Annotated in this window: 18 protein-coding genes; 4 read left to right on the forward strand and 14 right to left on the reverse strand. The window is 73.9% G+C overall.

Annotated elements, in window-relative coordinates:
- Nucleotides 1-105: 105 nt before the first annotated feature.
- From mnhG to ACFQGL_RS27800, 7 genes are all read right to left on the reverse strand, one after another.
- On the reverse strand, nucleotides 106-435 hold the full coding sequence (mnhG, locus tag ACFQGL_RS27770; RefSeq protein ID WP_377515527.1) for a monovalent cation/H(+) antiporter subunit G: 330 nt from the start codon (nucleotides 433-435) through the stop codon (nucleotides 106-108).
- Nucleotides 435-698 carry an MrpF/PhaF family protein gene (locus ACFQGL_RS27775; RefSeq protein ID WP_377515487.1) on the reverse strand — a complete coding sequence of 88 codons (264 nt, stop codon included), beginning with the start codon at nucleotides 696-698 and terminating at the stop codon, nucleotides 435-437. The genes mnhG and ACFQGL_RS27775 overlap by 1 nt, the downstream gene beginning before the upstream one ends.
- Nucleotides 695-1,375 carry a Na+/H+ antiporter subunit E gene (locus ACFQGL_RS27780; RefSeq protein WP_377515488.1) on the reverse strand — a complete coding sequence of 227 codons (681 nt, stop codon included), beginning with the start codon at nucleotides 1,373-1,375 and terminating at the stop codon, nucleotides 695-697. Before ACFQGL_RS27780 ends, ACFQGL_RS27775 begins: the two co-directional genes overlap by 4 nt.
- Nucleotides 1,372-2,877 carry a Na+/H+ antiporter subunit D gene (locus tag ACFQGL_RS27785; protein ID WP_377515489.1) on the reverse strand — a complete coding sequence of 502 codons (1,506 nt, stop codon included), beginning with the start codon at nucleotides 2,875-2,877 and terminating at the stop codon, nucleotides 1,372-1,374. The genes ACFQGL_RS27780 and ACFQGL_RS27785 overlap by 4 nt, the downstream gene beginning before the upstream one ends.
- Nucleotides 2,877-3,356, reverse strand: a complete 480-nt coding sequence (locus tag ACFQGL_RS27790) for a Na(+)/H(+) antiporter subunit C (RefSeq protein ID WP_377515490.1) — start codon at nucleotides 3,354-3,356, stop codon at nucleotides 2,877-2,879. Before ACFQGL_RS27790 ends, ACFQGL_RS27785 begins: the two co-directional genes overlap by 1 nt.
- Nucleotides 3,353-6,184 (reverse strand): Na+/H+ antiporter subunit A, encoded by a 2,832-nt coding sequence (locus tag ACFQGL_RS27795; RefSeq protein ID WP_377515491.1) that lies wholly within the window; start codon nucleotides 6,182-6,184, stop codon nucleotides 3,353-3,355. The genes ACFQGL_RS27790 and ACFQGL_RS27795 overlap by 4 nt, the downstream gene beginning before the upstream one ends.
- A 139-nt stretch (nucleotides 6,185-6,323) precedes the next feature.
- Nucleotides 6,324-6,707: a hypothetical protein gene (locus ACFQGL_RS27800; protein ID WP_377515492.1), complete on the reverse strand. Its 384-nt coding sequence runs from the start codon at nucleotides 6,705-6,707 to the stop codon at nucleotides 6,324-6,326.
- Between the two features lie 179 nt (nucleotides 6,708-6,886).
- Here ACFQGL_RS27800 and ACFQGL_RS27805 point away from each other — a divergent pair, with 179 nt between their 5' ends.
- Nucleotides 6,887-11,569 carry an Lhr family helicase gene (locus ACFQGL_RS27805; protein WP_377515493.1) on the forward strand — a complete coding sequence of 1,561 codons (4,683 nt, stop codon included), beginning with the start codon at nucleotides 6,887-6,889 and terminating at the stop codon, nucleotides 11,567-11,569.
- A 153-nt stretch (nucleotides 11,570-11,722) separates the two neighbouring features.
- On the opposite strand, the gene ACFQGL_RS27810 is transcribed toward ACFQGL_RS27805, so the two are convergent.
- Complete coding sequence (locus tag ACFQGL_RS27810; RefSeq protein ID WP_377515494.1) at nucleotides 11,723-12,319, reverse strand: hypothetical protein; 597 nt, start codon at nucleotides 12,317-12,319, stop codon at nucleotides 11,723-11,725.
- 233 nt (nucleotides 12,320-12,552) lie between these two features.
- Between ACFQGL_RS27810 and ACFQGL_RS27815 the strand changes: the two genes are divergently transcribed.
- The gene (locus ACFQGL_RS27815; RefSeq protein ID WP_377515495.1) at nucleotides 12,553-12,795 is read left to right on the forward strand and encodes a CPCC family cysteine-rich protein; all 243 of its coding nucleotides are present in this window, start codon (nucleotides 12,553-12,555) and stop codon (nucleotides 12,793-12,795) included.
- Nucleotides 12,796-12,823: 28 nt separating this feature from the next.
- On the opposite strand, the gene ACFQGL_RS27820 is transcribed toward ACFQGL_RS27815, so the two are convergent.
- Complete coding sequence (locus ACFQGL_RS27820) at nucleotides 12,824-14,089, reverse strand: hypothetical protein (protein WP_377515496.1); 1,266 nt, start codon at nucleotides 14,087-14,089, stop codon at nucleotides 12,824-12,826.
- A gap of 109 nt (nucleotides 14,090-14,198) precedes the next feature.
- Between ACFQGL_RS27820 and ACFQGL_RS27825 the strand changes: the two genes are divergently transcribed.
- Both ACFQGL_RS27825 and ACFQGL_RS27830 read left to right on the forward strand, forming a co-directional pair.
- Nucleotides 14,199-15,008 carry a DNA-formamidopyrimidine glycosylase family protein gene (locus tag ACFQGL_RS27825; RefSeq protein WP_377515498.1) on the forward strand — a complete coding sequence of 270 codons (810 nt, stop codon included), beginning with the start codon at nucleotides 14,199-14,201 and terminating at the stop codon, nucleotides 15,006-15,008.
- A gap of 172 nt (nucleotides 15,009-15,180) precedes the next feature.
- Nucleotides 15,181-18,786, forward strand: a complete 3,606-nt coding sequence (locus tag ACFQGL_RS27830; protein ID WP_377515499.1) for a hypothetical protein — start codon at nucleotides 15,181-15,183, stop codon at nucleotides 18,784-18,786.
- A gap of 9 nt (nucleotides 18,787-18,795) precedes the next feature.
- On the opposite strand, the gene pspM is transcribed toward ACFQGL_RS27830, so the two are convergent.
- The 5 genes from pspM to pgsA all read right to left on the reverse strand — a co-directional run bounded on the left by pspM (nucleotide 18,796) and on the right by pgsA (nucleotide 22,609).
- Nucleotides 18,796-19,581 (reverse strand): phage shock envelope stress response protein PspM, encoded by a 786-nt coding sequence (gene pspM / locus ACFQGL_RS27835; RefSeq protein ID WP_377515500.1) that lies wholly within the window; start codon nucleotides 19,579-19,581, stop codon nucleotides 18,796-18,798.
- Between the two features lie 23 nt (nucleotides 19,582-19,604).
- Nucleotides 19,605-20,468: a PspA/IM30 family protein gene (locus ACFQGL_RS27840; protein WP_377515501.1), complete on the reverse strand. Its 864-nt coding sequence runs from the start codon at nucleotides 20,466-20,468 to the stop codon at nucleotides 19,605-19,607.
- A gap of 200 nt (nucleotides 20,469-20,668) precedes the next feature.
- Nucleotides 20,669-21,118 carry a helix-turn-helix domain-containing protein gene (locus tag ACFQGL_RS27845; protein ID WP_377515502.1) on the reverse strand — a complete coding sequence of 150 codons (450 nt, stop codon included), beginning with the start codon at nucleotides 21,116-21,118 and terminating at the stop codon, nucleotides 20,669-20,671.
- A 152-nt stretch (nucleotides 21,119-21,270) separates the two neighbouring features.
- Nucleotides 21,271-21,882, reverse strand: a complete 612-nt coding sequence (locus tag ACFQGL_RS27850; RefSeq protein ID WP_377515503.1) for a CinA family protein — start codon at nucleotides 21,880-21,882, stop codon at nucleotides 21,271-21,273.
- Between the two features lie 136 nt (nucleotides 21,883-22,018).
- Nucleotides 22,019-22,609: a CDP-diacylglycerol--glycerol-3-phosphate 3-phosphatidyltransferase gene (gene pgsA / locus ACFQGL_RS27855; RefSeq protein WP_377515528.1), complete on the reverse strand. Its 591-nt coding sequence runs from the start codon at nucleotides 22,607-22,609 to the stop codon at nucleotides 22,019-22,021.
- Nucleotides 22,610-22,651: the final 42 nt, after the last annotated feature.

Consider the following 22,651-nt stretch of genomic DNA (forward strand, 5'->3'; position numbering starts at 1 on the left):
CTGCCCTCCTGGGCAGACGAGTCGATCATGCCGCCATTTTATCGACGCTGGCTGGGACTCCGCTGGGGGTGGGCCGAAGACGCCGATCGTCCGGTTCACCGCAGGTCAGCGGTCGGCCAGCTCGTCGGCGTCGAGCAGCTTGCGGTCGAGCCGGCCGGACCGGTACGCGGCCCGGCCGATCATCTGCGCCGCGACCGGAGCGGTGGTGAGCTGGAAGACCGCCACCAACAGGATCATGCCGAGGTCCGCCGGGGACCGCAGCCGCAGTGCGATGCCCAGCAGCAACAGGAGCACCCCGAGCACCTGCGGCTTGGTGGCCGCGTGCATCCGGGACAGCACGTCCGGAAAGCGCAGCACGCCGATCGCGGCGGCCAGGCCGAGCAACGCGCCGGCCACCAGGCAAGCCGCGCTGAGCCAGTCCGCGATCGTCCCGATCACGCCGGCTCCCGGACGGCGAAGCGGACCAGCGACACCGTGCCGACGAACCCGAGCAGGGAGAGCACCACCAGTACGGGCAGTGTGCTGGCGTGCCGGTTGACCGCGGCCTCGGCGCCCACCGCGCCGACCATGGTGGCGAGCAGCATGTCCGCGGCGATCACCCGGTCCAGCAGTGACGGACCCCGGTAGAGCCGGGCCAACGCGAGCAACGCGGTCACCGAGAGCAGTGCGGTGAGGACGACGGCCAGGAACGTGGTCACGGTTTGGTTCCTTTCTCGACGGGATCGTTCTGGACACGGTGCAGCTCGGCGGCGGAGCCCACCGCCCGGACGATGCGTCGCTCGACGGCGAGAGTGCGCTCCCGGGCGTCGGTCAGGTCCGCTGGCCCGTGGGTGTCCAGTACGTGCAGGTAGAGCGTCCCGGAATCGCGGTCCAGTTCGAGGATCAGCGTGCCCGGCACCAGCGAGACCGCCTCCGCGGTGAGCGCCAGGTTCAGATCGGTGGGCACCCGCAGCGGGACCCCGATGATCGCTCCACGGGGCCGGTAGCCGGGGTGTACGGCGATCCGGGCGACGTGCAGGCTCGCGCTGACCAACTCGGCGGCGAACCGTACGGCGAACACCAGGAGCGCCCAGGGGCGCAGCCGGCCCGCGAAGGTGACCGGCGGCAGCGGGAAGAACAGCAGCACCGCGCCGCCCACCAGCAGGCCGCTGACCAGGTTGGCCCAGCTCGCCTCGCCCCAGAGCAGGTTCCAGACCGCCACCAGCCAGCCCAGCGCCAGCGCCTGGTCCCGCCACCGCCCGAGCCGGCTCCGCCCCGGCGCGGGCGGGTCGGCGGCGGACCCCGGAATCGGCTCGCGCGGGCCGTCGACCGCCCCCGGAACCGGCTCGCGCGGGCCGTCGGCAGCCCCCGGATCCGGCTCGCGCGGGCCGGTCACGGTGCGCCGCCCGGCAGCACGGCCCGCACGTACGGGGTGCGCGAACGCAGGTCGGTGGCGGCATCGGCGGTGACGTCGAAGAGCGGACCGGCCAGCACGGTCAGCGCCAACCCGAGCACGACCAGGGCGACGGTGGCCCCGACCATCAACATGGGCAGCCGGACGGCGGGCTCGGTGGTGGCCAGCCGGGGCGCCCGCCAGAAGGCGAGGTTCCACACCCGGGACGCCACGTAGAGCGTGAGCAGGCTGGTCAGCGTGCCGGCCGCGACCAGCGCCCAGGGCAGTGGCCCGCCGGCCGACACCCCGGCCTGGAGCAGGCCGAGTTTGCCGAGGAAGCCGGAGAACGGCGGTACGCCGGCGAGGTTCATCGCCGGGACGAAGAACAGCACACCGAGCAGCGGCGCCATCCGGGCCAGCCCGCCGATGCGCCGCAGGTCGGTGCTGCCGGCCCGTTCCTCGATCAGCCCCGCGACCAGGAACAGGGTGGTCTGGATGGTGATGTGGTGCACCACATAGAAGATCGCTCCGGAGAGCCCGGCGACGGTGCTCAACGCCACCCCGAAGATCATGTATCCGATGTGACTGACCAGGGTGAACGAGAAGAGCCGCTTCAGGTCCGACTGGGCCACCGCGCCGAGGATTCCGACCACCATGGTCAGTCCGGCGACGACCATCAGCACCCCGTCGACCTGGCCGCCCGGAAAGAGCAGCGTCTCGGTACGGATGATCGCGTACACGCCGACCTTGGTGAGCAGTCCCGCGAAGACCGCGGTGACCGGGGCCGGAGCGGTGGGGTAGCTGTCCGGCAGCCAGGCCGAGAGTGGAAACACCGCCGCCTTGATCGCGAAGGCCAGCAGCAGCATCAGTTGCAGGGTCAGCCGGACACCGTCGGGCAGGTCGTCGAGGCGCTGGGCGAGCTGGGCCATGTTGAGCGTGCCGGTGGCCGCGTACACCAGCCCCACCGCGGTCAGGAAGAGCATCGAGGAGAGGATGCTGACCACCACGTACGTCGACCCGGTCCGGATCCGGGTCTCGGTGCCGCCCAGGGTGATCAGCACGAAGCTGGCGGCCAGCAGAATCTCGAAGCCGACGAAGAGGTTGAACAGGTCGCCGGCGAGGAACGCGTTGGTGACACCGGCGGTGAGCACCAGGTACGTCGGATGGAAGATCGTCACCGGCGAGGTCTCGCCGGTCTCGCTGCGGCCCTGGCCGATCGAGTACAGCAGCACGCAGAGGGTGACCGCCGACGAGACCACCAGCATCAGCGCGGCGAGCTGATCGGCGACCAGCACGATGCCGACCGGCGGTGGCCACCCGCCGATCGCCACCACCACCGGTCCGTGCCGGTACGCCTGCACCAGCAGCAGCACCGCCACGGTGAGGGTTCCGGTCAGGCAGAGCACGCTGACCGCGCGCTGGAGTTGGGGCCGGGAGGCCAGCAGCAGGGTCAGTGCCGCGCCGAGCAGCGGTACCACCACCGGCAGCGGCAGTAGCCCGCTCATCACGTCTCGTTCCCGCGCCGCAGACGTCGGCGTGCCGGCTCGGGATCGACCTGCTCCGGGTCGCTGCCCGGACCCTCACCGCCCAGGTCGGTGGTGGCCACCTCGTTGCGCTCGGCCTGGCGGATGATCTGCCGGTCCTCCAGGTCGTCGGGCACCTCGTCGTCGCCGGTGAGGTACCAACTGCGGTACGCCACCGCGAGCAGGAACGCGGTCAGCCCGAACGTGATCACGATGGCGGTCAGCACCATGGCCTGCGGCAGCGGGTCGCTCAGCCGATCCACCGGGCCGGTGCCGACGATCGGCGCCCCGCCGGACCGGCCACCGAGCAGGATCAGCAGATTGACCCCGTTACCGGTCAGGATCACGCCGAGCAGGATCCGGGTGAGGCTGCGCTCCAGCAGCAACGTCACCCCGCAGCCGACCAACACACCGACGACGAGCACCAGCACGAGCGTCGGGCCGGGGCCGCTGGTGGTCACCGCTCCCCCTTGTCGACGGCGAGCCCGCCGACGACGGTCCCGGTCGCGTCGATGTGCCGGTCCACCTCGGCCCCGAGACTGCGCAGGATGTCCAGCACCAGCCCGATCACGACCAGGTAGACGCCGACGTCGAAGAAGAGCGAGGTGACCAGGTGGGCCTCGCCGACCAGCGGCAGCGACAGGTCGACCCGGGCGCTCTCCAGCACCGATCCACCGGCCAGCAGCGCCACCACGCCGGTGCCCACCGACACGGCCAGCCCGGCGCCGAGGACCGCGCCGGCGCCGACCGGGGCCGCCTCGGCCAGCTCGTACCGGCCGCCGGCCAAATAGCGGACCACCAGGGCGAGACCCGCCACCAGCCCGCCCGCGAAGCCGCCGCCCGGCGCGTTGTGCCCGGAGAAGAGCAGGAACAGGGAGAACAGCACCACGGTGTGGAAGATCAGCCGGATGACCACCTCCAGCACGATCGAGCGGCGCTCCTCGTACAGGGTGGGCCCGCCGCGCAGCCACACCGGCCGGCCGGGTCGGTTCGCCCGACTCGCCGGCTCCGGCCGGCGCGGCCTCGGCCCGGTGCGGGACCGCTCGAAGATCAGGCTGGCCACACCGGTCGCGGCCACCACCAGCACCGCCAGCTCTCCCATCGTGTCCCAGGCCCGAATGTCGACCAGGGTCACGTTGACCACGTTGCGGCCGTACCCCTGCGCCACCGCCAGGTCCGGAAAGGCCGCGGAGATGTCCGGCGCCCGGCGGGCGCCGGCCGCGGCGAGTGCCAGCCCGGCGGTCACCACGCCCACCGCCACGCCGATCGCCCGGCGGGCCCACCGGCTGCTGCGCAGCGGACGGGCCGAGAACCGCTGCGGCAGGCGGCGCAGCACCAGCACGAAGACCGCGATGGTCGCGGTCTCCACCAGGAACTGGGTGAGCGCGAGGTCGGGCGCGCCGTGCAGGACGAAGAGCATGGCGGTGCCGTATCCGGTCATCCCCACCAGCAGCATTGCGGTCAGCCGGCGGCGGGCACCGACCGCCAGCACCGCGGCTACCCCGATCACCAGCACGACCACCGGTTGCAGCGGCGAGTCCCAGAGCGGGATCCGGGCCCGCCACGGTCGGGCGGCGAGCAACGCCCCGCCGGGCAGCAGCACCAGGGTGAGCAGGATGGCGCCCAGGTACTGCGGCAGCGAGCCACGCTGGGTCGCGCTGGTGACCTCGATGGCGAGCCGGTCGAACCGGCCGACGATCCACTCGTACCCCCGGTTGCCGTTGACCGGCGAGCGGAGCCGGGCCAGCACCGGGGCGAGCGGCCCGCGCAGGGCGAAAAGCAGGCCGCCGCCGACGAGCACCAGCCCGGACAAGCCGAGCGCCGGGGTCGGTCCGGGCCAGAGCGCCAGGTGCCCGTCGACCCCACCGAACAGATCGGCGTACGGGCGCAGCGCGTCGTCCAGCACGCTGGCGGCCGGCCCGGCGAGCAGCCCGACGCCGGCCAGCACGGCCGGGGGGATCAGCAGCGACCGGGCGATCCGGCCGGACGGCACCGGCGCCACCCCCGGCCGGTCGGCGAACGCGCCCCAGAGGAAGCGCGCGCTGTACGCGACGGTGAGCACGGTCCCGGCGACCAGCCCGGCGAGGATCAGCGGGCGGTCGGTGAACGCCGCGAACACCGCCTCCTTGGCCACGAAGCCGACCAGCGGCGGTACGCCGGCCATCGACGCCGCGGCCAGCACCGCCACCACGAACAGCGGCCGGGACCAGTGCCGCACCCCGGACAGCTCACGCAGGTCCCGGGTGCCCGCGCCGTGGTCGATGACGCCGACGACCAGGAACAGCGCCGCCTTGAACAGCGCGTGCGCCAGCAGCATGGCGACACCGGCCAGGGCGGCGTCCGGTGTGCCGGCCCCGGTCACCGCGATCAGCAGGCCGAGTTGGCTCACCGTCCCGTACGCCAGCAGCAGCTTCAGGTCGGTCTGGCGCAGGGCGGCCCAGCCTCCGACCAGCATGGTGGCCAGGCCGGCGACCTGCACGACGGGCCGCCACGGGCCGACCGTGGCGAGCACCGGCGCGAGCAGCCCGACCAGGTAGACGCCGGCCTTGACCATGGCGGCGGCGTGCAGGTACGCGCTGACCGGGGTGGGCGCCGCCATCGCCACCGGCAACCAGGAGTTGAACGGCAGCACCGCCGACTTGGACAGTGCGCCGGCCAGGATCAGCAGCACCGCGGTGACCAGGTATCCGCCGCTCGGCAGCGGACGGGCGGCGATCTCTGACCATCGGTAGCTGTCGGCGTGCTCGCCCAGCAGGATGAACCCCACCAGCATGGCCAGCCCGCCCAACGTGGTGACGGTCAGCGCCTGCGCCGCCGCCCACCGGCTGGACCTCCGCTCGGTGCTGTGCCCGATCAACAGGTACGAGAAGATCGTGGTCAGCTCCCAACCGACGTAGAGCAGCAGCAGGTCGTCGGCGAAGACCACGACGAGCATCGCACCGGCGAACGCGACCAGAACGGCGGCGAACCGCGCCAGCCCGATCGAGCCGGTGGCGAAGTAACGGGCGCTGTAGACGAGCATCAGCGCGCCGACACCGCCGACCAGCAGGGTCATCAACCAGGACAGCGTGGTGACCCGCAGTGCGACGTCCAGGCCCAACTGCCGGATCCAGGGGTACGTCTCGACCACCGCACCGCCGTCGCCGACGGCCCGGGTGTGGGCCAGCGCCCAGCCGAACGCGGCGGCCGGCGCCAGCGCCAGCGGATAGCACGCGCGGGGCCCCCACCACCGGACGAGGAGCGGTGCGACGAGGGCCGCCACGAGGTGGAGGATGAGCAGTACCAGCACCCGTGCTCCCGGTCGAGGTGGCCGACGCCCGTGCAGCGGTGGGCCTAGCAGCGATCAGACGCCAGTTCGTCGCGCGCCGTGCCGTTTTGCGGTAATTGTCCACCGGTCGACGGCGAAGCGCGGGCGGCCAGCCGCCCAGTCAGTGCAGCAGGGCGTCGCCGACGGGCAGGGCGTCGCGGGACGGGTGGTCGTGGCGCAAATCGGCCAGCAGGTCCACGCGGCCGAGCTGGCGGGCCACCTTGTCGACCACCCGCTCGGCGGCGGCAAGCGACCGCACCGAGAGCAGGCGGCCACGGCTCTCCCGGCGCAGCACGAAGTAGTGGACGGCAACGCGGACCAGCCCGCGATCGGCCGCGCTGGCCTGGGCGGTGGAGACGACCAGCTCCCTCAGGCAGTGCGCGAGCCGCTCGGCGAGCAGCAGCTCGGGCCCGTGCAGGCCGCCGCGGAGCATGGCGAGGTGACTGTCGACCTTGCGGATCAGCACGTCGGTGCCGGGAGCGACGTTCCGCTGCTCGCCGGCCATCCGGTCCCCTCCACCTTGCTTCGCGTTGGCAGTGAAGTTACTTTATGTTGCACCTCACAAGCAAGCAGTTAAGTGAGACTTAACGTATTAAGCACGCATCCGGTGCTTACCGCCTACACCCGGACACAATCCGCCGTCGATCGCTCGTGGTTGTCGTACCGGCGGGGCACGATGGACCAGTGACGGAGGCAGGCGCAGACACGAGCCGGGTGCTGGACGGGTTCGGCCCGGCCACCCGCGCCTGGTTCGATGCCGCCTTCGCCGCGCCCACCGCCGCCCAGGCCGGTGCCTGGCAATCGGTCGCCGCCGGTCGCAACGCCCTCGTCGTGGCGCCCACCGGTTCCGGCAAGACGCTCGCGGCCTTCCTCTGGTCGCTCGACCGGCTGTCCCGCGAGCCCGCACCGGCCGAGGCCCGACAGCGGTGCCGGGTGCTCTACGTCAGCCCGCTCAAGGCCCTCGCCGTCGACGTCGAACGCAACCTGCGCGCCCCGCTGGCCGGCATCCGGCAGGCGGCGACCCGGCTCGGCGTCGCCCCGCCCGACATCACCGTGGGAATGCGCACCGGCGACACCCCGGCCGACGAGCGCCGAGCCTTCGCCCGCACCCCACCGGACATCCTCATCACCACCCCGGAGTCACTGTTCCTGCTGCTCACCTCCGCCGCCCGGGATTCGCTCCGCGGCGTCCAGACGGTGATCGTCGACGAGGTGCACGCGGTGGCGGGCAGCAAGCGCGGGGCGCACCTCGCCCTCTCGCTGGAACGCCTCGACGAGCTGCTGCCCACTCCTGCACAGCGGATCGGCCTCTCCGCCACGGTCCGGCCGATCGACGCCTGTGCCCGGTTCCTCGGCGGTGCCCGGCCGGTCGACGTCGTGCAGCCGGCCACCCCGAAGACCATCGAGGTCAGCGTCCAGGTGCCGGTGGAGGACATGACCCGCCTGGACGAGCAGGAGCAGCCTCCGGAGGACTCCCTCGGCGGTCCCGGGCCGCGCCGCGCCTCGATCTGGCCGGCCGTGGAGGAGCGGGTCTTCACACTGATCGGGCAGCACCGCTCGACCATCGTCTTCACCAACTCCCGACGCAGCGCCGAACGGCTCTGCGCGCGGCTCAACGAGTTGGCCGCCGAGGCGGCGGCCACCGCGCAGGTCGACGAAACGGGCGGCGGCGGCGCGGTGGGCGTACCGGACGAGTGGTCGCCGCGCGACGACCCGGCGGGCGACGGCGGCCCGGCACACGGCGCGCAGCGCTGGGGTGGCCCCGCCGGGCCGGTCCGCAACCGGCCCCCGGCGGAGGTGATGGCCCAGTCCGGTGCCGCCGCCGGCGCGGCACCGGTGATCGCCCGCGCACACCACGGCAGCGTCTCCCGGGAGGAGCGCAAACACATCGAGGAGGCACTGAAGTCCGGTCAGCTCCCGGCCGTGGTGGCCACCTCCAGCCTGGAGCTGGGCATCGACATGGGCGCGGTCAACCTGGTGGTGCAGATCGAGGCACCGCCGAGCGTGGCCGCCGGGCTGCAACGCGTCGGCCGGGCCGGGCACCAGGTGGGCGCCGTCAGCCGCGGGGTGGTCTTTCCCAAGCACCGCGGCGACCTGCTCTCCTGCGCCGTGGTCGCCGAGCGGATGACCGACGGCGCGATCGAGGAGCTGCACTACCCGCGTAACCCCCTGGACGTGCTGGCTCAGCAGATCGTCGCGATGGTGGCGCTGGAGCCGTGGCGGGTGGGCGACCTGGCCGTGCTGGTCCGCCGCGCCGCACCCTTCGCCGAGCTGCCCGACTCGGCGCTGCACGCCGTCCTCGACATGCTCTCCGGCCGCTACCCGTCGACCGCCTTCGCCGAGCTGCGGCCCCGGTTGGTCTGGGACCGCGCCACCGACCTGCTCACCGGTCGTCCCGGCGCACAACGGCTCGCGGTGACCAGCGGTGGCACGATCCCCGACCGGGGCCTCTTCGGAGTCTTCCTGGCTGGCGCCGAGCGCGCCGCCCGGGTCGGTGAGCTCGACGAGGAGATGGTCTACGAGTCGCGGGTCGGCGACGTCTTCCTGCTCGGCTCCTCGTCCTGGCGGATCGAGGAGATCACCCCGGACCGGGTGTTGGTCTCGCCGGCGCCCGGGCAGGCGGCCCGGATGCCGTTCTGGAAGGGCGACCAGCTCGGCCGGCCGGTGGAGCTGGGCCGGGCCATCGGCGCGCGGGTACGCACGCTGCTGCGGCAGAGCGACGAGGCCGCCCTTGCCGCGCTGCGTGCCGGCGGGCTGGACGACTGGGCCGCCGGCAATCTGATGGCATACCTGCGCGAGCAGCGGGAGGCCACCCGCTCGCTGCCCGACGACCGCACCATCGTGGTCGAGCGTTTCCGCGACGAGCTGGGCGACTGGCGGCTCGCCGTGCACAGCGTCCTCGGTGCCCGCGTCAACGGGCCGTGGGCCCTCGCGGTAGGCCGCCGGCTGGCCGAGCGCTACGGAGTGGACGCCCAGGTGATGCCCTCCGACGACGGCATCGTGGTGCGGCTGCCGGACACCGCCGACGAGCCACCCGGCGCCGACGTGGTGGTCTTCGAGCCCGACGAGATCGCCCAACTGGTGGAGGAATCGGTCGGCACCTCGGCGCTCTTCGCCGCCCGGTTCCGGGAGTGCGCCGCCCGGTCGCTGCTGCTGCCCCGCCGCGACCCACGCCGCCGCCAGCCACTCTGGCAGCAGCGGCAACGCGCCGCCCAACTGCTCGACGTGGCCCGCGAATACGCCGACTTCCCAGTCACCCTGGAGGCCGCCCGGGAGTGCCTCCAGGACGTCTTCGACCAGCCGGCGCTGGCCGGGCTGATGCGCGATCTCGCCGCCCGCAAGGTGCGGCTGGTCGAGGTGGAGACCAGTCAGCCGTCCCCGTTCGCCCGGTCGCTGCTCTTCGGCTACGTCGGCGCCTTCCTCTACGAGGGTGACGCCCCGCTCGCCGAGCGCCGCGCCGCCGCGCTCGCCCTGGATTCGGCGCTGCTCGGCGAACTGCTCGGCCGGGTCGACCTGCGCGAGCTGCTGGACCCGACGGTGCTCACCGAGACCCACCGGCAGCTGCGCTGGCTGACCGAGCAGCGCCGCCCACGCGACGCCGAGGACGTGGTCGAGCTGCTCCGGGTGCTCGGCGACCTGAGCACCGCCGAACTGGCCGAGCGGGGCGTGCCGGAGACCTGGCTGACCGAGCTGGAGGCCACCCGCCGGGTGCTGCGGGTCCGGATCGCCGGGGAGCAGCGCTGGGTGGGCGTCGAGGACGCCGCGCGGCTGCGCGACGCGCTCGGCGTGGCGCTGCCGGTCGGGGTGGCCGAGGCGTACCTGGCTCCGGTGGCCGATCCGCTCGGCGATCTGGTGGCCCGTTACGCGCGCACCCACGGGCCGTTCGCCGCGGCGACCTGCGCGGCCCGCTTCGGGCTCGGCGTGTTCGTGGTCGAGCAGACGCTGCGCCGGCTCGCCGCAACCGGGCGGGTGGTCTCCGGCGAGTTCACCCCGGATTCCGCCGGCGCCCAGTGGTGCGACGCGGAGGTGCTGCGCTTGCTGCGCCGGCGGTCGCTCGCGGCACTGCGCCGGGAGATCGAGCCGGTGCCACCCCGCGCGCTGGCCACGTTCCTGCCCCGCTGGCAGCAGGTCGGCTCGTCCGCCCGCGGGGTGGAGGCGCTCGCCGCGACGGTGGAGCAACTGCAGGGTGCGGCGGTGCCGGCGTCCGCGCTGGAGCGGCTGGTGCTGCCCGGCCGGGTCGCCGACTACTCCCCCGCCCAGCTCGACGAACTGTGCGCCAGCGGGGAGGTGCTCTGGGCCGGGTCGGGGGCGATCTCCGGCGGCGACGGTTGGGTCACTCTGGCCTACGCGGACGCGGCCCCGCTGCTGCTCCCACCGCCGGACGAGGCGCTGACCCGGACCCCGCTGCACGACGCGGTGCTCGACGCGCTCGGCGACGGCCAGGCGCTGTTCTTCCGGCCACTGGCCGACCGGGTCGGCTCGACCGACGACGCCGCGCTGACCGCGGTGGTCTGGGACCTGGTCTGGGCCGGTCACCTCACCAACGACACCCTCGCCCCGCTGCGCGCGGTGCTCGGCGCCGGCGGAGCGCACCGCTCACGGCCGTCCGCACCGCGTACCCGCTATCGCCGGCCGGGTCGGGTGGCGCTGCCCACCCGGGGAGGCCCGCCGACCGTCGCGGGGCGCTGGTCACGGTTGCCGGAGCGCGACCTCGACCCGACCCGGCGTGCCGCCGCCCTCGCCGATCTGCTGTTGGAGCGGCACGGAGTGGTCACCCGTGGCGCGGTCATGGCCGAGCAGGTGGTCGGCGGATTCTCCGCGGTCTACCCGGTGCTGTCGGCTCTGGAGGAGCGCGGGGCGGCCCGCCGGGGCTACTTCGTGGAAGGGCTGGGCGCGGCACAGTTCGCGGTGCCCGGCGCGGTGGACCGGCTGCGCGCGCTCGCCGAGCCGTCCGACGGCGCCCGGGGCCGGGGCGGCCCGGCTACGGTGCTCGCCGCCACCGACCCGGCCAACCCGTACGGTGCCGCGCTGCCCTGGCCGGAGCGGGTCGTCGACTCCGGCGACGGGGCCGTCCCGGCGACCGGGCACCGGGCCGGGCGCAAGGCCGGTGCCCTGGTGGTGCAGGTCGCCGGCGATCTCGTGCTCTACGTGGAGCGGGGCGGCCGAACGCTGCTGTCCTTCACCGACGACGCCGACACGCTCGCCGCCGCTGGCAAGGCGCTCGCCGACGCCGTGCACTCCGGTGCGTTGGGCGCGATGTCGGTGGAACGCGCCGACGGCGAGGCGGTGCACTCCTCGACGCTGCGCGACGCGCTGACCGCCGCCGGCTTCCGGGCCACCCCGCGCGGTCTGCGCCTGCGGGGCTGACCAGCCCTCTTCGCTGCCCCCGACCGCACCGTCGAACGTCCGGCAGGCCATACCAGGTTGAGCGGTATACCTGTGAGGCATAAATATGCCTCACAGGTATACCGCTCAACAGACAGACATGTCCCGGGCCGCCGACACGCGAACGCCCGGGGTTCAGCGGAGGTTGGCGAGCACCTTCTCGTAGCGGGCGCGATCGGCGGCCGGAGTCTTCGCCTCCAGGTAGTTGAGCACCACCGCGCCGCGCCGGTACGACTGCCCGCGCCACGTCTCGGCGATGTCGCTGGCGCTGATCTCGTCGGGGAACACGTACACCGTGACGGCGTCGGTGGCGATCAGTTCGGAACAGCCCAGGCCGAGCCCGTCGGGGCCGCAGTCGACCGAGCGGTCCTTCGGGTGCGACACCTTCAGCCCGGCGGCCTTGAACGCGTCGACCACCTGCTTCGCGCCGGGCGCCGAGGCCGGGCGGCGGGGCAGCACCACGGGCGGTTGACTGGCCGGTCGCCGCTCGGTCGGCCCCTGCGGAGGAACCGAGGGCGGGGCGGCAGGCGGGGCGGAGGGCGGGACGGGTGGCGGGACGGCGCTGGACGGGTCCGCGGCCGGCGCGCTCACCGCAGGCGGCGAGACGGTCGAGGAGACGGCGTCCGGGGTCGACGACGCAGCCGGCCGCTTGGCCTCGTCGCTGCCGCAGCCGGCGGTCAGGGCGACGGCGAGCACGAGTATCCCGACGGCGGGCAGGCTCCGATGTGTCACCAGGGCAGTGTGCCCAACGGTGCCCCCACGGCGGGAGTGGCCGGTCGGCCAGTGCCGTTGTCCCATATCCGCCAGGCACCGGTCTCGTGGCTGCGCACCACCGACTGACGGTGACTCGGCCGGGCTGGTCGCGGTGGCGGTCAACAGAGGGCGGGCGGTGGACCTGCTCGGGGTGGCCCCTGGCGTACTCCTGCGGGTATCGGCCTGACATTCGACTATGGAATGCTGCCCCGGTGGGTGAACACGTGGTTCCGTTGGGTTGTCCCTGCTGCGCCTCTCGGACCGGCGGCGGGACGTGCCCGGTCTGCTTCTGGACCGACGACGGTCAGTCCGACGTCGACGCGGATGCCGTCCGGGGTGGCCCCAACGGCGACCTGAGTCTCTCGCACGCCCGACTCAACTACGCCGTCTACGGTGCCAGTCACCCGCGCTATCAGGACATGGTCCGCCCGGCCCGCCCCGACGAGCGCCCCTGACGTACGCCCGACGGGGCTGGCCCCGCGGTCAGCAGACCGGCACGGCGCCGCCGTACACGGTGGAGACGTACGCGTGGCTGACGTACTGCCCGGCCGCCAGGCGGTTCCACCGGGTGGTGGTGCGGTAGGGGCCGGTGACCCGCTGGCCGGTGACGTAGCACTGGATCGGCACGTTGGCGAACCGCGCGGCGAGGCCACGGACCGGGTACGCGGTGCTGGCCCCGGTGCGGATGTTGAGCGGCCCGTCGCCGATCACCCCGCGCGGTCCGGCCCCGGTCCACAGGTAGGCCACGTCGACCCAGGCGTTGGTGGTCAGCCGCAGGCCGTCCCAGAAGGTCCCGTCGGCGAGGTCGACGCCGGCCGGGTTGAGCACGGTACGACCGAACTGGTCCCGCCCGTCGTTGTAGCCGGACTGGTACGCGGCCTGCGCCTCGGGCCGGCCCTGCGGCAGGTTCTTCCAGTTCTCCCGTACCGCGGAGGGGTTCCAGTAGTCGTCGCGGGTGTTCCACGGTCCGACGTCCCAGACCGGGGCGTACTCACAGCGTGCGCCGGTGGTGGTGCAGACCCGCACGGTGTAGTCGCCGCTGTTGCGCGGGGAGAGGCTGCGCCGCGACGGTAGCGCCGCGAAGTGGTCCCGCGGCTGCACTGTGCGGCCGTTTGCGGTCAGCCCGCCGACCAACCCGATCCGGGTGGCGTACACCCGGTAGGTGCGGCCGGGGGTGGCCGCGGACACGGCGGCCAGGGCGTCGGCGGTGAGCTGGACGCCGCGTACCGTCGCGGTTGGTCCCCGATCGCGGGCGGTGAGCACCACCCGGGTCTGCACCCGGCTGACCGGCCGGTCGAAGACCGTGCCGGCGGTGGCGGCCCGCCACTCGGTCCAACCGCTGACCCGCCAGCCCCGGACCTGCGCCTCGACGGTGGCACCGGCCGGCACCGTGGCGGTGATGTCGGCGGTGACCCGGGTGGCCGGTCGGGTGAGGGTACGTGGGGCGGTCAGCAGCATCCCTTCGGCGACCGCGCTGTGCGGGCTGCGGGGGCTGCGCCCCGCCGACCGCGCCTCGCGCAGCCGCAGCCCGGCCGAGGTGTGCCGGACGTTGACGTCGTCGCCGCCGACGACCGACAGATCGGCCGTCCACGACTCGCCGCCCGAGGCGACGGAGATGTGGGTGAGCGGGGACCCGGCGGCGGGGGTGGCCGGGACGGGGGTCGCGACGGGCACGAGCGCCGCGGTGAGCGCGAGGGCGAGATTGGCGGTGAGGACGATGATTCGGGTACGACGACGAGGTCGTGACATGGGCATTCTCCTCAGAACCCCCTGACCCTCGCATGTCGGAGGATCATAGGGAACCTGGGTACAAATAGCGACACATGCGAATCCTGCTCGATCGAGAGAGGATGGCGGGGTGCCCGAAGGAGACACCGTCTGGAACACCGCGCGCGTGCTGCACCGCGCGCTGGCCGGCGCGCGACTCACCGCCAGCGACTTCCGGGTCCCCCAACTGGCCACCACCGACCTCGCCGGTTGGACCGTCCGCGAGTCGGCCAGTCGAGGCAAACACCTGCTGCTCCGGCTCACCGCCCCCGACGGCGCACCCTGGACGGTGCACTCGCACCTGCGGATGGACGGCGCCTGGCGGGCGTACGGGCCGGGGGAACGCTGGGCCGGGCGGCCCGCGCACCTGATCCGGGTTGTGCTGCGCAGCCCCGCCGCGGTCGCGGTCGGCTACCACCTGCACGAGCTGGCCCTGGTGCCGAGCGCCGAGGAGGACCGGCTGGTCGGGCACCTCGGGCCCGACCTGCTCGGTGCTAACTGGGACCCGGACGAGGCGGTCCGCCGGCTCTCCGCGCACCCCGAGCAGACCATCGGCGAGGCGCTGCTCGACCAGCGCAACCTGGCCGGGGTGGGCAACCTCTACAAGTGCGAGGTGCTCTTCCTGCGCGGGGTCTCGCCGTGGACGCCGGTGGGCGCGGTACCCGACCTGACCGACCTGGTGACCCTCGCGCAGCGGCTGCTCGCCGCCAACCGGGGCCGCTGGACGCAGAGCAGCACCGGCTCGCTGCACCGGGGGCAGACCAGCTACGTGTACGGCCGCCGCGCCCAACCCTGTCGGCGTTGCGGCACCGCGATCCGCAAGCAGGAGCTGGGCGAACGGGTCACCTACTGGTGCCCGACCTGCCAGCCGGAGCACCCTGGCGGCCCACCGCCCGCCTGACCATCCGCTCGGGGACCGAGGTCATCCCAGATACGGACGATTGGGTAATTCCTATCCGGCCCGCGGAGTCGCATGCTGCGGTTGAGTGCTCACCGATCGTCAGCAGAGCGCGGGCCCGACCGGATCGCCACGTCGGGGTGGCGACCCTCGTGCCCCGACCCCGGGGAGAGTCATGGCGATGTTCCGCAGACTCCGCTCCACCTGGTTCGAGCGGACCATCCGCGACAACGGCGGCCGCGCGAACGGCCGGGTGGCGGCGGCCGTGCCGGCCGCGCGTACTGCCGAGGAGCCCGCCCCGGCGGCCAGCCTCGACCCGGCCGCCGTACCGCGCTGCTTCGGCCCGGTGCCGAACTTCGCGTACAGCCCCCGCCCGGCGCGCGACCCGGACGGGCGGGTGGTGCCCGGCACCGGGCTGCGCAAGTTCGTCGACCCGCTGCCCACCCCGGGGCAGTCGGGCCGCACCGCCCAGGGCGGTCACCTGCCGATCGGGGTACCGGACACGATCAGTTATCCGGGCTGCGACTACTACGAGATCGGCCTACAGGAGTACGCCCAGCGGCTGCACCGGGACCTGCCGGCCACCCGCCTGCGCGGCTACCGGCAGCTCAACCTGGGCACCGACGCGTCGGGGCACAACACGGTGGCGCCGCCGGAGCGGCCGTGGCACCTCGGCCCGATGATCCTCGCCCGCCGAGGTCGGCCGGTGCGGGTGAAGTTCATCAACCAGCTCCCCACCGGCCGGGCCGGCGAGCTGTTCCTGCCCGTGGACGAGACGGTCGAGGGGTCCGGCATTGGTCCGCTGGACGGGCCGGCGCCGTACCCACAGAACCGGGCGGTGCTGCACCTCGCGGGCGCGCAGACCGGCTGGACCAGCGCCGGCAACCCGGGGCAGTGGATCACGCCGGCCGGCGAGATCACCCCGTACCCGACCGGAGTGGGTCTGCTCCCCGTCCCGGACATGCCGCCGCCCGGGGTCGGCGCCGCCACGTTCTACTACCCGAACGAGCAGAGCGGCCGCCTCCTGTGGTTCCACGACAACACCCACGGCCTCGCCCGGCTCACCGTCTACGGCGGGCAGCTCGCGCTCTACCTGCTCACCGACCCGGCCGAGGACCAGCTCGTCGCCGACGGGGTGCTGCCGCCCGACCAACTGCCACTGGTCATCGAGGACAAGACGTTCGTACCGGACGACGCCCAACTCGCGACCGAGGACCCGACCTGGGACCGGGACCGCTGGGGTGCCCGGGGCAGCCTCTGGCATCCACACGTCTACCAGCCCCGGCAGAACCCGTACCGGTCCGGCGGGCGCAACCCGACCGGCCGGTGGGACTACGGCCCCTGGTCGCGGGACCGCACCGGACCGGGGCCGGTACCGAACCCGCACCACGACCCGGTCGGCGCACCGGACGAGCCGCCGCTGAGCCCGGGGGTGCCACACCCGTGCGCGGTGCCCGAGGCGTACGGCGACACCCCGCTGGTCAACGGCACCGCCTACCCGTACCTGGAGGTGGCGCCGCGCGCGTACCGTTTCCGGGTCCTCAACGCCTGCCTGGACCGCAGCCTCAACCTCCAGCTCTACCGAGCCAACTCGGACGCTCCGATGTGGACCGAACAGGGTGCGCTGGCGGACGCCGACGCCGGCGAGGTCCCGATGGTGCCCGCCGTACGGGCCGCGGACCGGCCGGCGGACTGGCCGACCGACGGACGGGACGGCGGGGTACCCGACCCGCAGGCCGCCGGGCCGACGTTCATCCAGATCGGCAACGAGGCGGGGCTGCTGCCCGCACCGGTGGTCCTGCCGAACCGGCCGATCGGCTACCGCTACGACCGGCTCGACCCGACCGTGCTGAACGTCGACGGGCACACGCTGCTGCTCGCCCCCGGCGAACGGGCCGACGTGCTGGTCGACTTCGCCGCCGTGCCGCCGGGCAGCACGCTCATCCTCTACAACGACGCCCCGGCCCCGCTGCCCGGCTTCGACCCGCGCTACGACCAGCACAGCGACGCGCCGGACCGGACCGCCGAGGGCGGCCCCCCGCGCACCGAGCCGGGGTACGGCCCGAACACCCGTACGCTGCTCCAGTTCCGGGTGACCGGAGCGCCGGCACCGCCGTACGACCTGGCCCGGCTGGTGGACCGGCTGTCCCTCGCGTACGCGGCCAGCCAGCGCCCGCCGATCGTGCCGCAGCCGGCGTACGACCCGGCGTTCGGCACCCGCACCGTTGTGGAGCCGACCGTCGGGGTGCAGGACGACCGGCTGACCTTCACCCCGGTGGGTGGCACCGGCCCGGTCACCCTGCCGATCGCGGTCAAGGCCGCTCAGCAGATCTTCGAACCCGACCACGGCCGGCTGGCCGGCCGACTGGGCGTCGGGCACCCGCAGCCTGGGCCGCTCAGCCCGACGACCCTGCCGCTCGGCCCGACCGACCCGGTCACCGAGGTGCTCTTCGCCGCCGACCCGGCCGTACCGGTGGGCGCGCCGACCGACGGCACCCAGCTCTGGCGGATCAGCGGCAGCGTCCGGCAGACCGAGCCACTGTGCTTCGGCGGCTGCGACGTGCAGGTGATCAACCGGGTCGGCTGGGACGGCACGCTCCGGCCCCCACACGGCACCGAGCTGGGCTGGAAGGAGATCATCCGGGTCAACCCCCGGGAGGACGTGGTGGTGGCGCTGCGCCCGGTCGCGCCGGCCCTGCCGTTCAAGCTCGGCGACAGCGTCCGGCTGCTCGACCAGAGCCGACCGGCCGGGTCCCGAACCGGGTCGACCCCGATCAGCCCGGCCGACGCGCGACCCGCCGTGGTGGTCAACCAACTGGTCAACCTGGGCTGGGAGTATCGCTGGCACAGCCAGCTCGCCGGGCACCGCGACCTGGGGATGAGCCGGCCGCTGGTGCTGCGGGTGGCACCGCAGGCGCCGACCGGGCTGACCGCCACCCCGGTGCCGGGCTCGGCCACCGCACTGCCGGCGATCGCGCTGGCCTGGACCGGCAACGGCGGTCGACCGCCGGCCACCAGCCACCTGCTGCAACGCGCCACCGACGCGACCTTCGGCGGCGAGGTCACCACGATCACCGTCGCGGCCACCGCCACCCGGTACACCGACGCGACCGTCACCCCCGGAGTGACCTACCACTACCGGATCCGTGCCGAGAACGCGGTCAGCTACTCGTCCTGGTCGAACGGAGTTCCCGCCGCCGTGCACCTGGCCGCCCCGGGCGGGCTGGTCGCGGCGATCCCGCCGGCCGCGCCGCTGCGGGTAGGGCTGCGCTGGACGAACCGATCCTTCGCCACCGGGATCGACGTGCAGCGGGCCACCAACCCGACGTTCACCAGCGGCCCGGGCACCACCGCCATCGGAGTGGGCGGGAACCACCTGGACGTCGCCGTCGCGCCGGACACCACGTACTACTACCGGGTCCGGACCACCTACCTGGGCGCCGCCTCAGCCTGGTCGACGGTGGCCGCGGCGACCACCCCACCCGCGCCGCTCAGCCCGAGCGGGTTGAGCGCCAGCGCCAGCGCACCCGGCCCGGACACCGCGACGGTGACCCTGGGCTGGGCGGCGAGCACGCCGGTCGGCCCCGGGGCCGGGTTCGTCGTGCAGCGGGCACTGGACCCGGCGTTCGGCGTGGAGCTGGCCACCTTCACGGTGACCGGGCGCGGCTTCACCAACAGCGGACTCGCCCGAGGCGTGACCTACCACTACCGGATCCGGTCGTTCAACGTCGTGGGCACCTCGGCGTACACCGGCCCGATCCTGGTCACCACCCCGCCGTGACCGCCGGGCTCAGCTCGTGGGTGCCCGCAGCGGGGTGCCGACGGCGCGCAGCTCGGCCAGTGCCGAGGCCACCCCGTGCAGCAGATCGGTCGCCTCGGTGAGCCGGGCGGCGGCCGGGTCGGCGGTCTCCGGTCGGGCGTCCTCGGCCAGGTAGCCGGCCGCGGCGACGACCAACCGCTCGTAGGCCACGACCCCGCTCTCCAGTTGCTCGCTCAGCACCGCGTGCGCCTCGGCCAGCGGCGGCCGGGCGTCGGGCGGAGCCAGCCGCAGCGCCCGTTCGACGCTCGCGACCCGGGCGGCCAGGTCACGCAGCGACCGGTCGGCGGCGGCGGCCTCCAGCACCGCCGGCTCGGCCAGCCCGGTGAGTCGGGTGGCCATCCCGGCCAGGGTGAGCGCGGCCCGGTCCAGCCGAGCCCACTGGGCTCCGGCGCTGGTGCCGCGCAGCGCGACCCGGGAACGGACCCGGCGTACCTCGGCCAGCACACCCGGGCCGACCGGCAGCCGCTCGACGGCGGCGACCAGCCGGGCCCGCGACCGGGCCGCGACCTCGGCCGGTGTCAACGCCGGAGGTGCCGGCTGGGCGGCCAGCGCGCGCAGGTCGAGCCAGCGCCAGGCGGCCAGGGCCACCGCACTGCCCGCGGCGCCGGCCCAGGCCGCGTCGGGCAGACCGAGCCCGGCGTACGGAGTCAGCACCGCGGCCGCGCCGCCGAGGCCGCCGGCCAGCACGCTCCACCGTCGGGCAGAACGGCGCAGCCGACCCAGTCGGCGGAAGTACCGCGTACGGTCGTCTGCCACCCTGACCTCCTCGGACCGGTCGTTCAGCTGGCGGCGGTCGGGTCGCCGGTGCCCCGTTCGCGGGCCATGCTGGCCCGGATCTCGTCCAGGCGGGCGGCGGCGGACGGATCGCCGGCCTTCTCGCCCTGCGGCACCGCCGGTCGCTGCGCCGCGCCGCCGAGCTGCTCCCCGGCCATGCTGGACCGGATCTGCTCCAGCCGGGCCGAACCGGCCGAGTCGATGGTCGCCTTCTGGATCTCCAGCATCCGGCCCTCGACCGAGTTGCCGGCCAGCTCCGCGCGACCCATCGCGTTGGCGTACCGCCGCTCGATCCGGTCGCGGACCTCGTCCAGGGACGGGGTGTTGCCGGGCGCGGTCAACGACGACATCGACTCCAGCGAGCGGGCCACCGTCTCCTGCATCTTGGCCTGCTCCAGCTGGCTGAGCAGCTTGGTGCGCTCGGCGAGCTTCTGCTGGAGGATCATCGAGTTGTTCTCCACCGCACGGCGGGCCTGCGCGGCGGCGCCCAGCGCCTGATCGTGCAGCGTCTTCAGATCCTCGGTGGCCTGCTCGGCGGAGACCAACTGAGTGGCCAGGGTCTGCGCGGACTGCTCGAAACGCCCGGCCTCGGCCTCGTCACCCTTGGCGCGGGCCTGGTCGGACAACACCAGGGCCTGCCGGGCGTTGCCCTGCAACCGCTCGACCTCGGACATCTGCCGGGACAGCTTCATCTCCAGCTGACGCTGGTTGCCGATCACTGCGGCAGCCTGCTGGACCAACGCCTGGTGCTGGCGCTGAGCATCCTCGATGGCCTGCTGGATCTGCACCTTCGGATCGGCGTGCTCGTCGATTTTGGCACCGAAGAGCGCCATCAGGTAGTTCCAGCCCTTGACGAACGGGTTCGCCATCTCCGCGGTATCCCCTCAGTAGCGTCGCTCCACCGCGGTCAGGTCGGACGGACCGACCAGCCGCGACACGGCCGGTCTCCATCGTCCCAGCCGAACGCCACCAAGGCATCCGTACCGGGCGGTCGACGGCACCGGCAGCTTCTGCGGGCCACCCTACGCGGCCGAAGCCACCCCGCCCACGGTCGACGGGGAGGTCGGGCTCAGGCGGCGCAGACCACGTCCCGGTCGCGCTCGGTGGGGCGGACCCGGGTGCTGCGGAGCGTGGCCTTGAGCGGCGAGTCCTGGCGGACCGACACGGCGACCTTGCCGTCGGAGGTGACCTGGCGTACGCCCCGGTTGGTGCTCTTGCGGACGGCGGACGCGGCGGCGACCTCGACCGGCTCGTCCTGCACCGGGACCAGCACTCCCGACATCTGCTCGGCCAGCGCCACGGTGTCGCTCACCTCGAGCAGCAGCTCGGACAGGCGGGCACCGAGCGCGTCGCAGATCGCGGCGAGCAGCTCGCTGGACGGCTCCTTGTGCCCCCGCTCGATCTCCGAGAGGTAGCCGAGGCTGACGTTGGCGGCGGTGGACACCTCGCGCAGCGTGCGCTGCTGCCCCTGCCGGCGCGCCCGCAGTGCGTCACCGATCACCCGGCGTAGCAGGACCATCGCACCTCCCCCTGAGGGATACCTCTCACCCGGCGTCGGACAGCCGGTCGCGGCGGACCGCGCCGACCCCGAGCGCCGGAGTCTTCCCGCAACCGTACCCGGTGCGGGCCCGGCCGACATCCCGCCCCGCCTGTCGGTTCCACGGGATCGACTCACCGCTGCCCGGCCCCGGCCGTCCCGGCCCCGTCCCAGGCGGCCCCGGTCGCAGTGGCGGCGGCGCTGGTATCGGCAGCGGCGTTGGTAGCGGTAGCGGCGTTGTCGGCGTTCTCGGTGGCCTCGACGGCCCGGATCCGGTCGGCGAGCAGTCGCAGCGCTTCGAGCACCGCGGCGGCGCGGACGTGCTCCCGCCCACCGTCCAGGTCGAGTTGGCGGACCGTACCGCCGTCCGGCCCGGCGACCGCGACGTAGACCAGGCCGACGGGCTTGCCGTCCTGCGGTTCGGGGCCGGCGACCCCGGTGGTGGCCAGCCCCCAGTCCGCGCCGCAGCGGCGTCGGCCGCCCTCGGCGAGCGCCGCCGCCACGTCCGGGTCCACCGGACCCCGCTCGGCCAGCAGTTCGGCCGGTACGCCGGCCAGCTCGGCCTTCAGCTCGGTGGCGTAGACCACGAACCCGCCCCGGTAGACGGCGCTGACGCCGGCGATGTCGACGATCGCGGCGGCGAGCAGGCCGCCGGTGAGCGACTCGGCCGTGGCCAGCGTCTCGTGCCGCTGCGCGAGGCTGTGCACGACCGCCGCAGCCGCGCTCCCGGCCGATTCCCGCTCCATGAACCCCGTCCTTCCCGACCCGCCCCCAGCTAACCGTGCGCGAATCCCCCGTTGATCATGAGGTTATCGCCCCGACACGCCGTGCCGGTCGACGCCAACCTCATGATCAACGGCGCGACCGGCGCGACCGATGGGGTCAGCGGGGGCGGCGGAGGCGGAGGGCTTGGGTGATGTAGTCGAAGCCGGTGGCTACCGTCACCAGGACGGCGGCGGCCATGATCCAGGGACCGACGGCAGCGAGGGCGGCGGGCATCGGCCAGAGATACCAGGCGATGGCCAGGATCTGGAGCGCCGTCTTGACCTTGCCGCCCCGGCTGGCCGCGATCACCCCGTGCCGGATCACCCAGAACCGCAGCCCGGTGATGCCCAGCTCACGAACGAGGATCACCACGGTCACCCACCAGGGCAGCCGGTCGTACCAGGAGAGCAGCACCAGGGCCGCGCCGGTGAGCGCCTTGTCGGCGATCGGATCGGCCACCTTGCCCACCGACGTGACCAGCCCGAACCGGCGGGCGATCCAGCCGTCCACCAGGTCGGTCGCCGAGGCCACCGCGAAGATCAGGCACGCCGCCATCCGCCAACCCGAGTGGGTCATCGCGGACATCACCACCGAGGCGGCGAAGACCGGCACCAGCACGAGCCGCAGCGCGGTCAGGGCGTTGGCCGCGTTGAGCACGGGCACCCCGGGAACCACCCGGGCCGCCGACGACTCGGTCGCCCCGGTCACCGCCGCCTCGCCCCGCTCGGGCCGACGTGGCGATCCCGGCAC

It is taken from the genome of Micromonospora vulcania, from assembly GCF_042658605.1.
Lineage (GTDB): Bacteria > Actinomycetota > Actinomycetes > Mycobacteriales > Micromonosporaceae > Micromonospora > Micromonospora vulcania.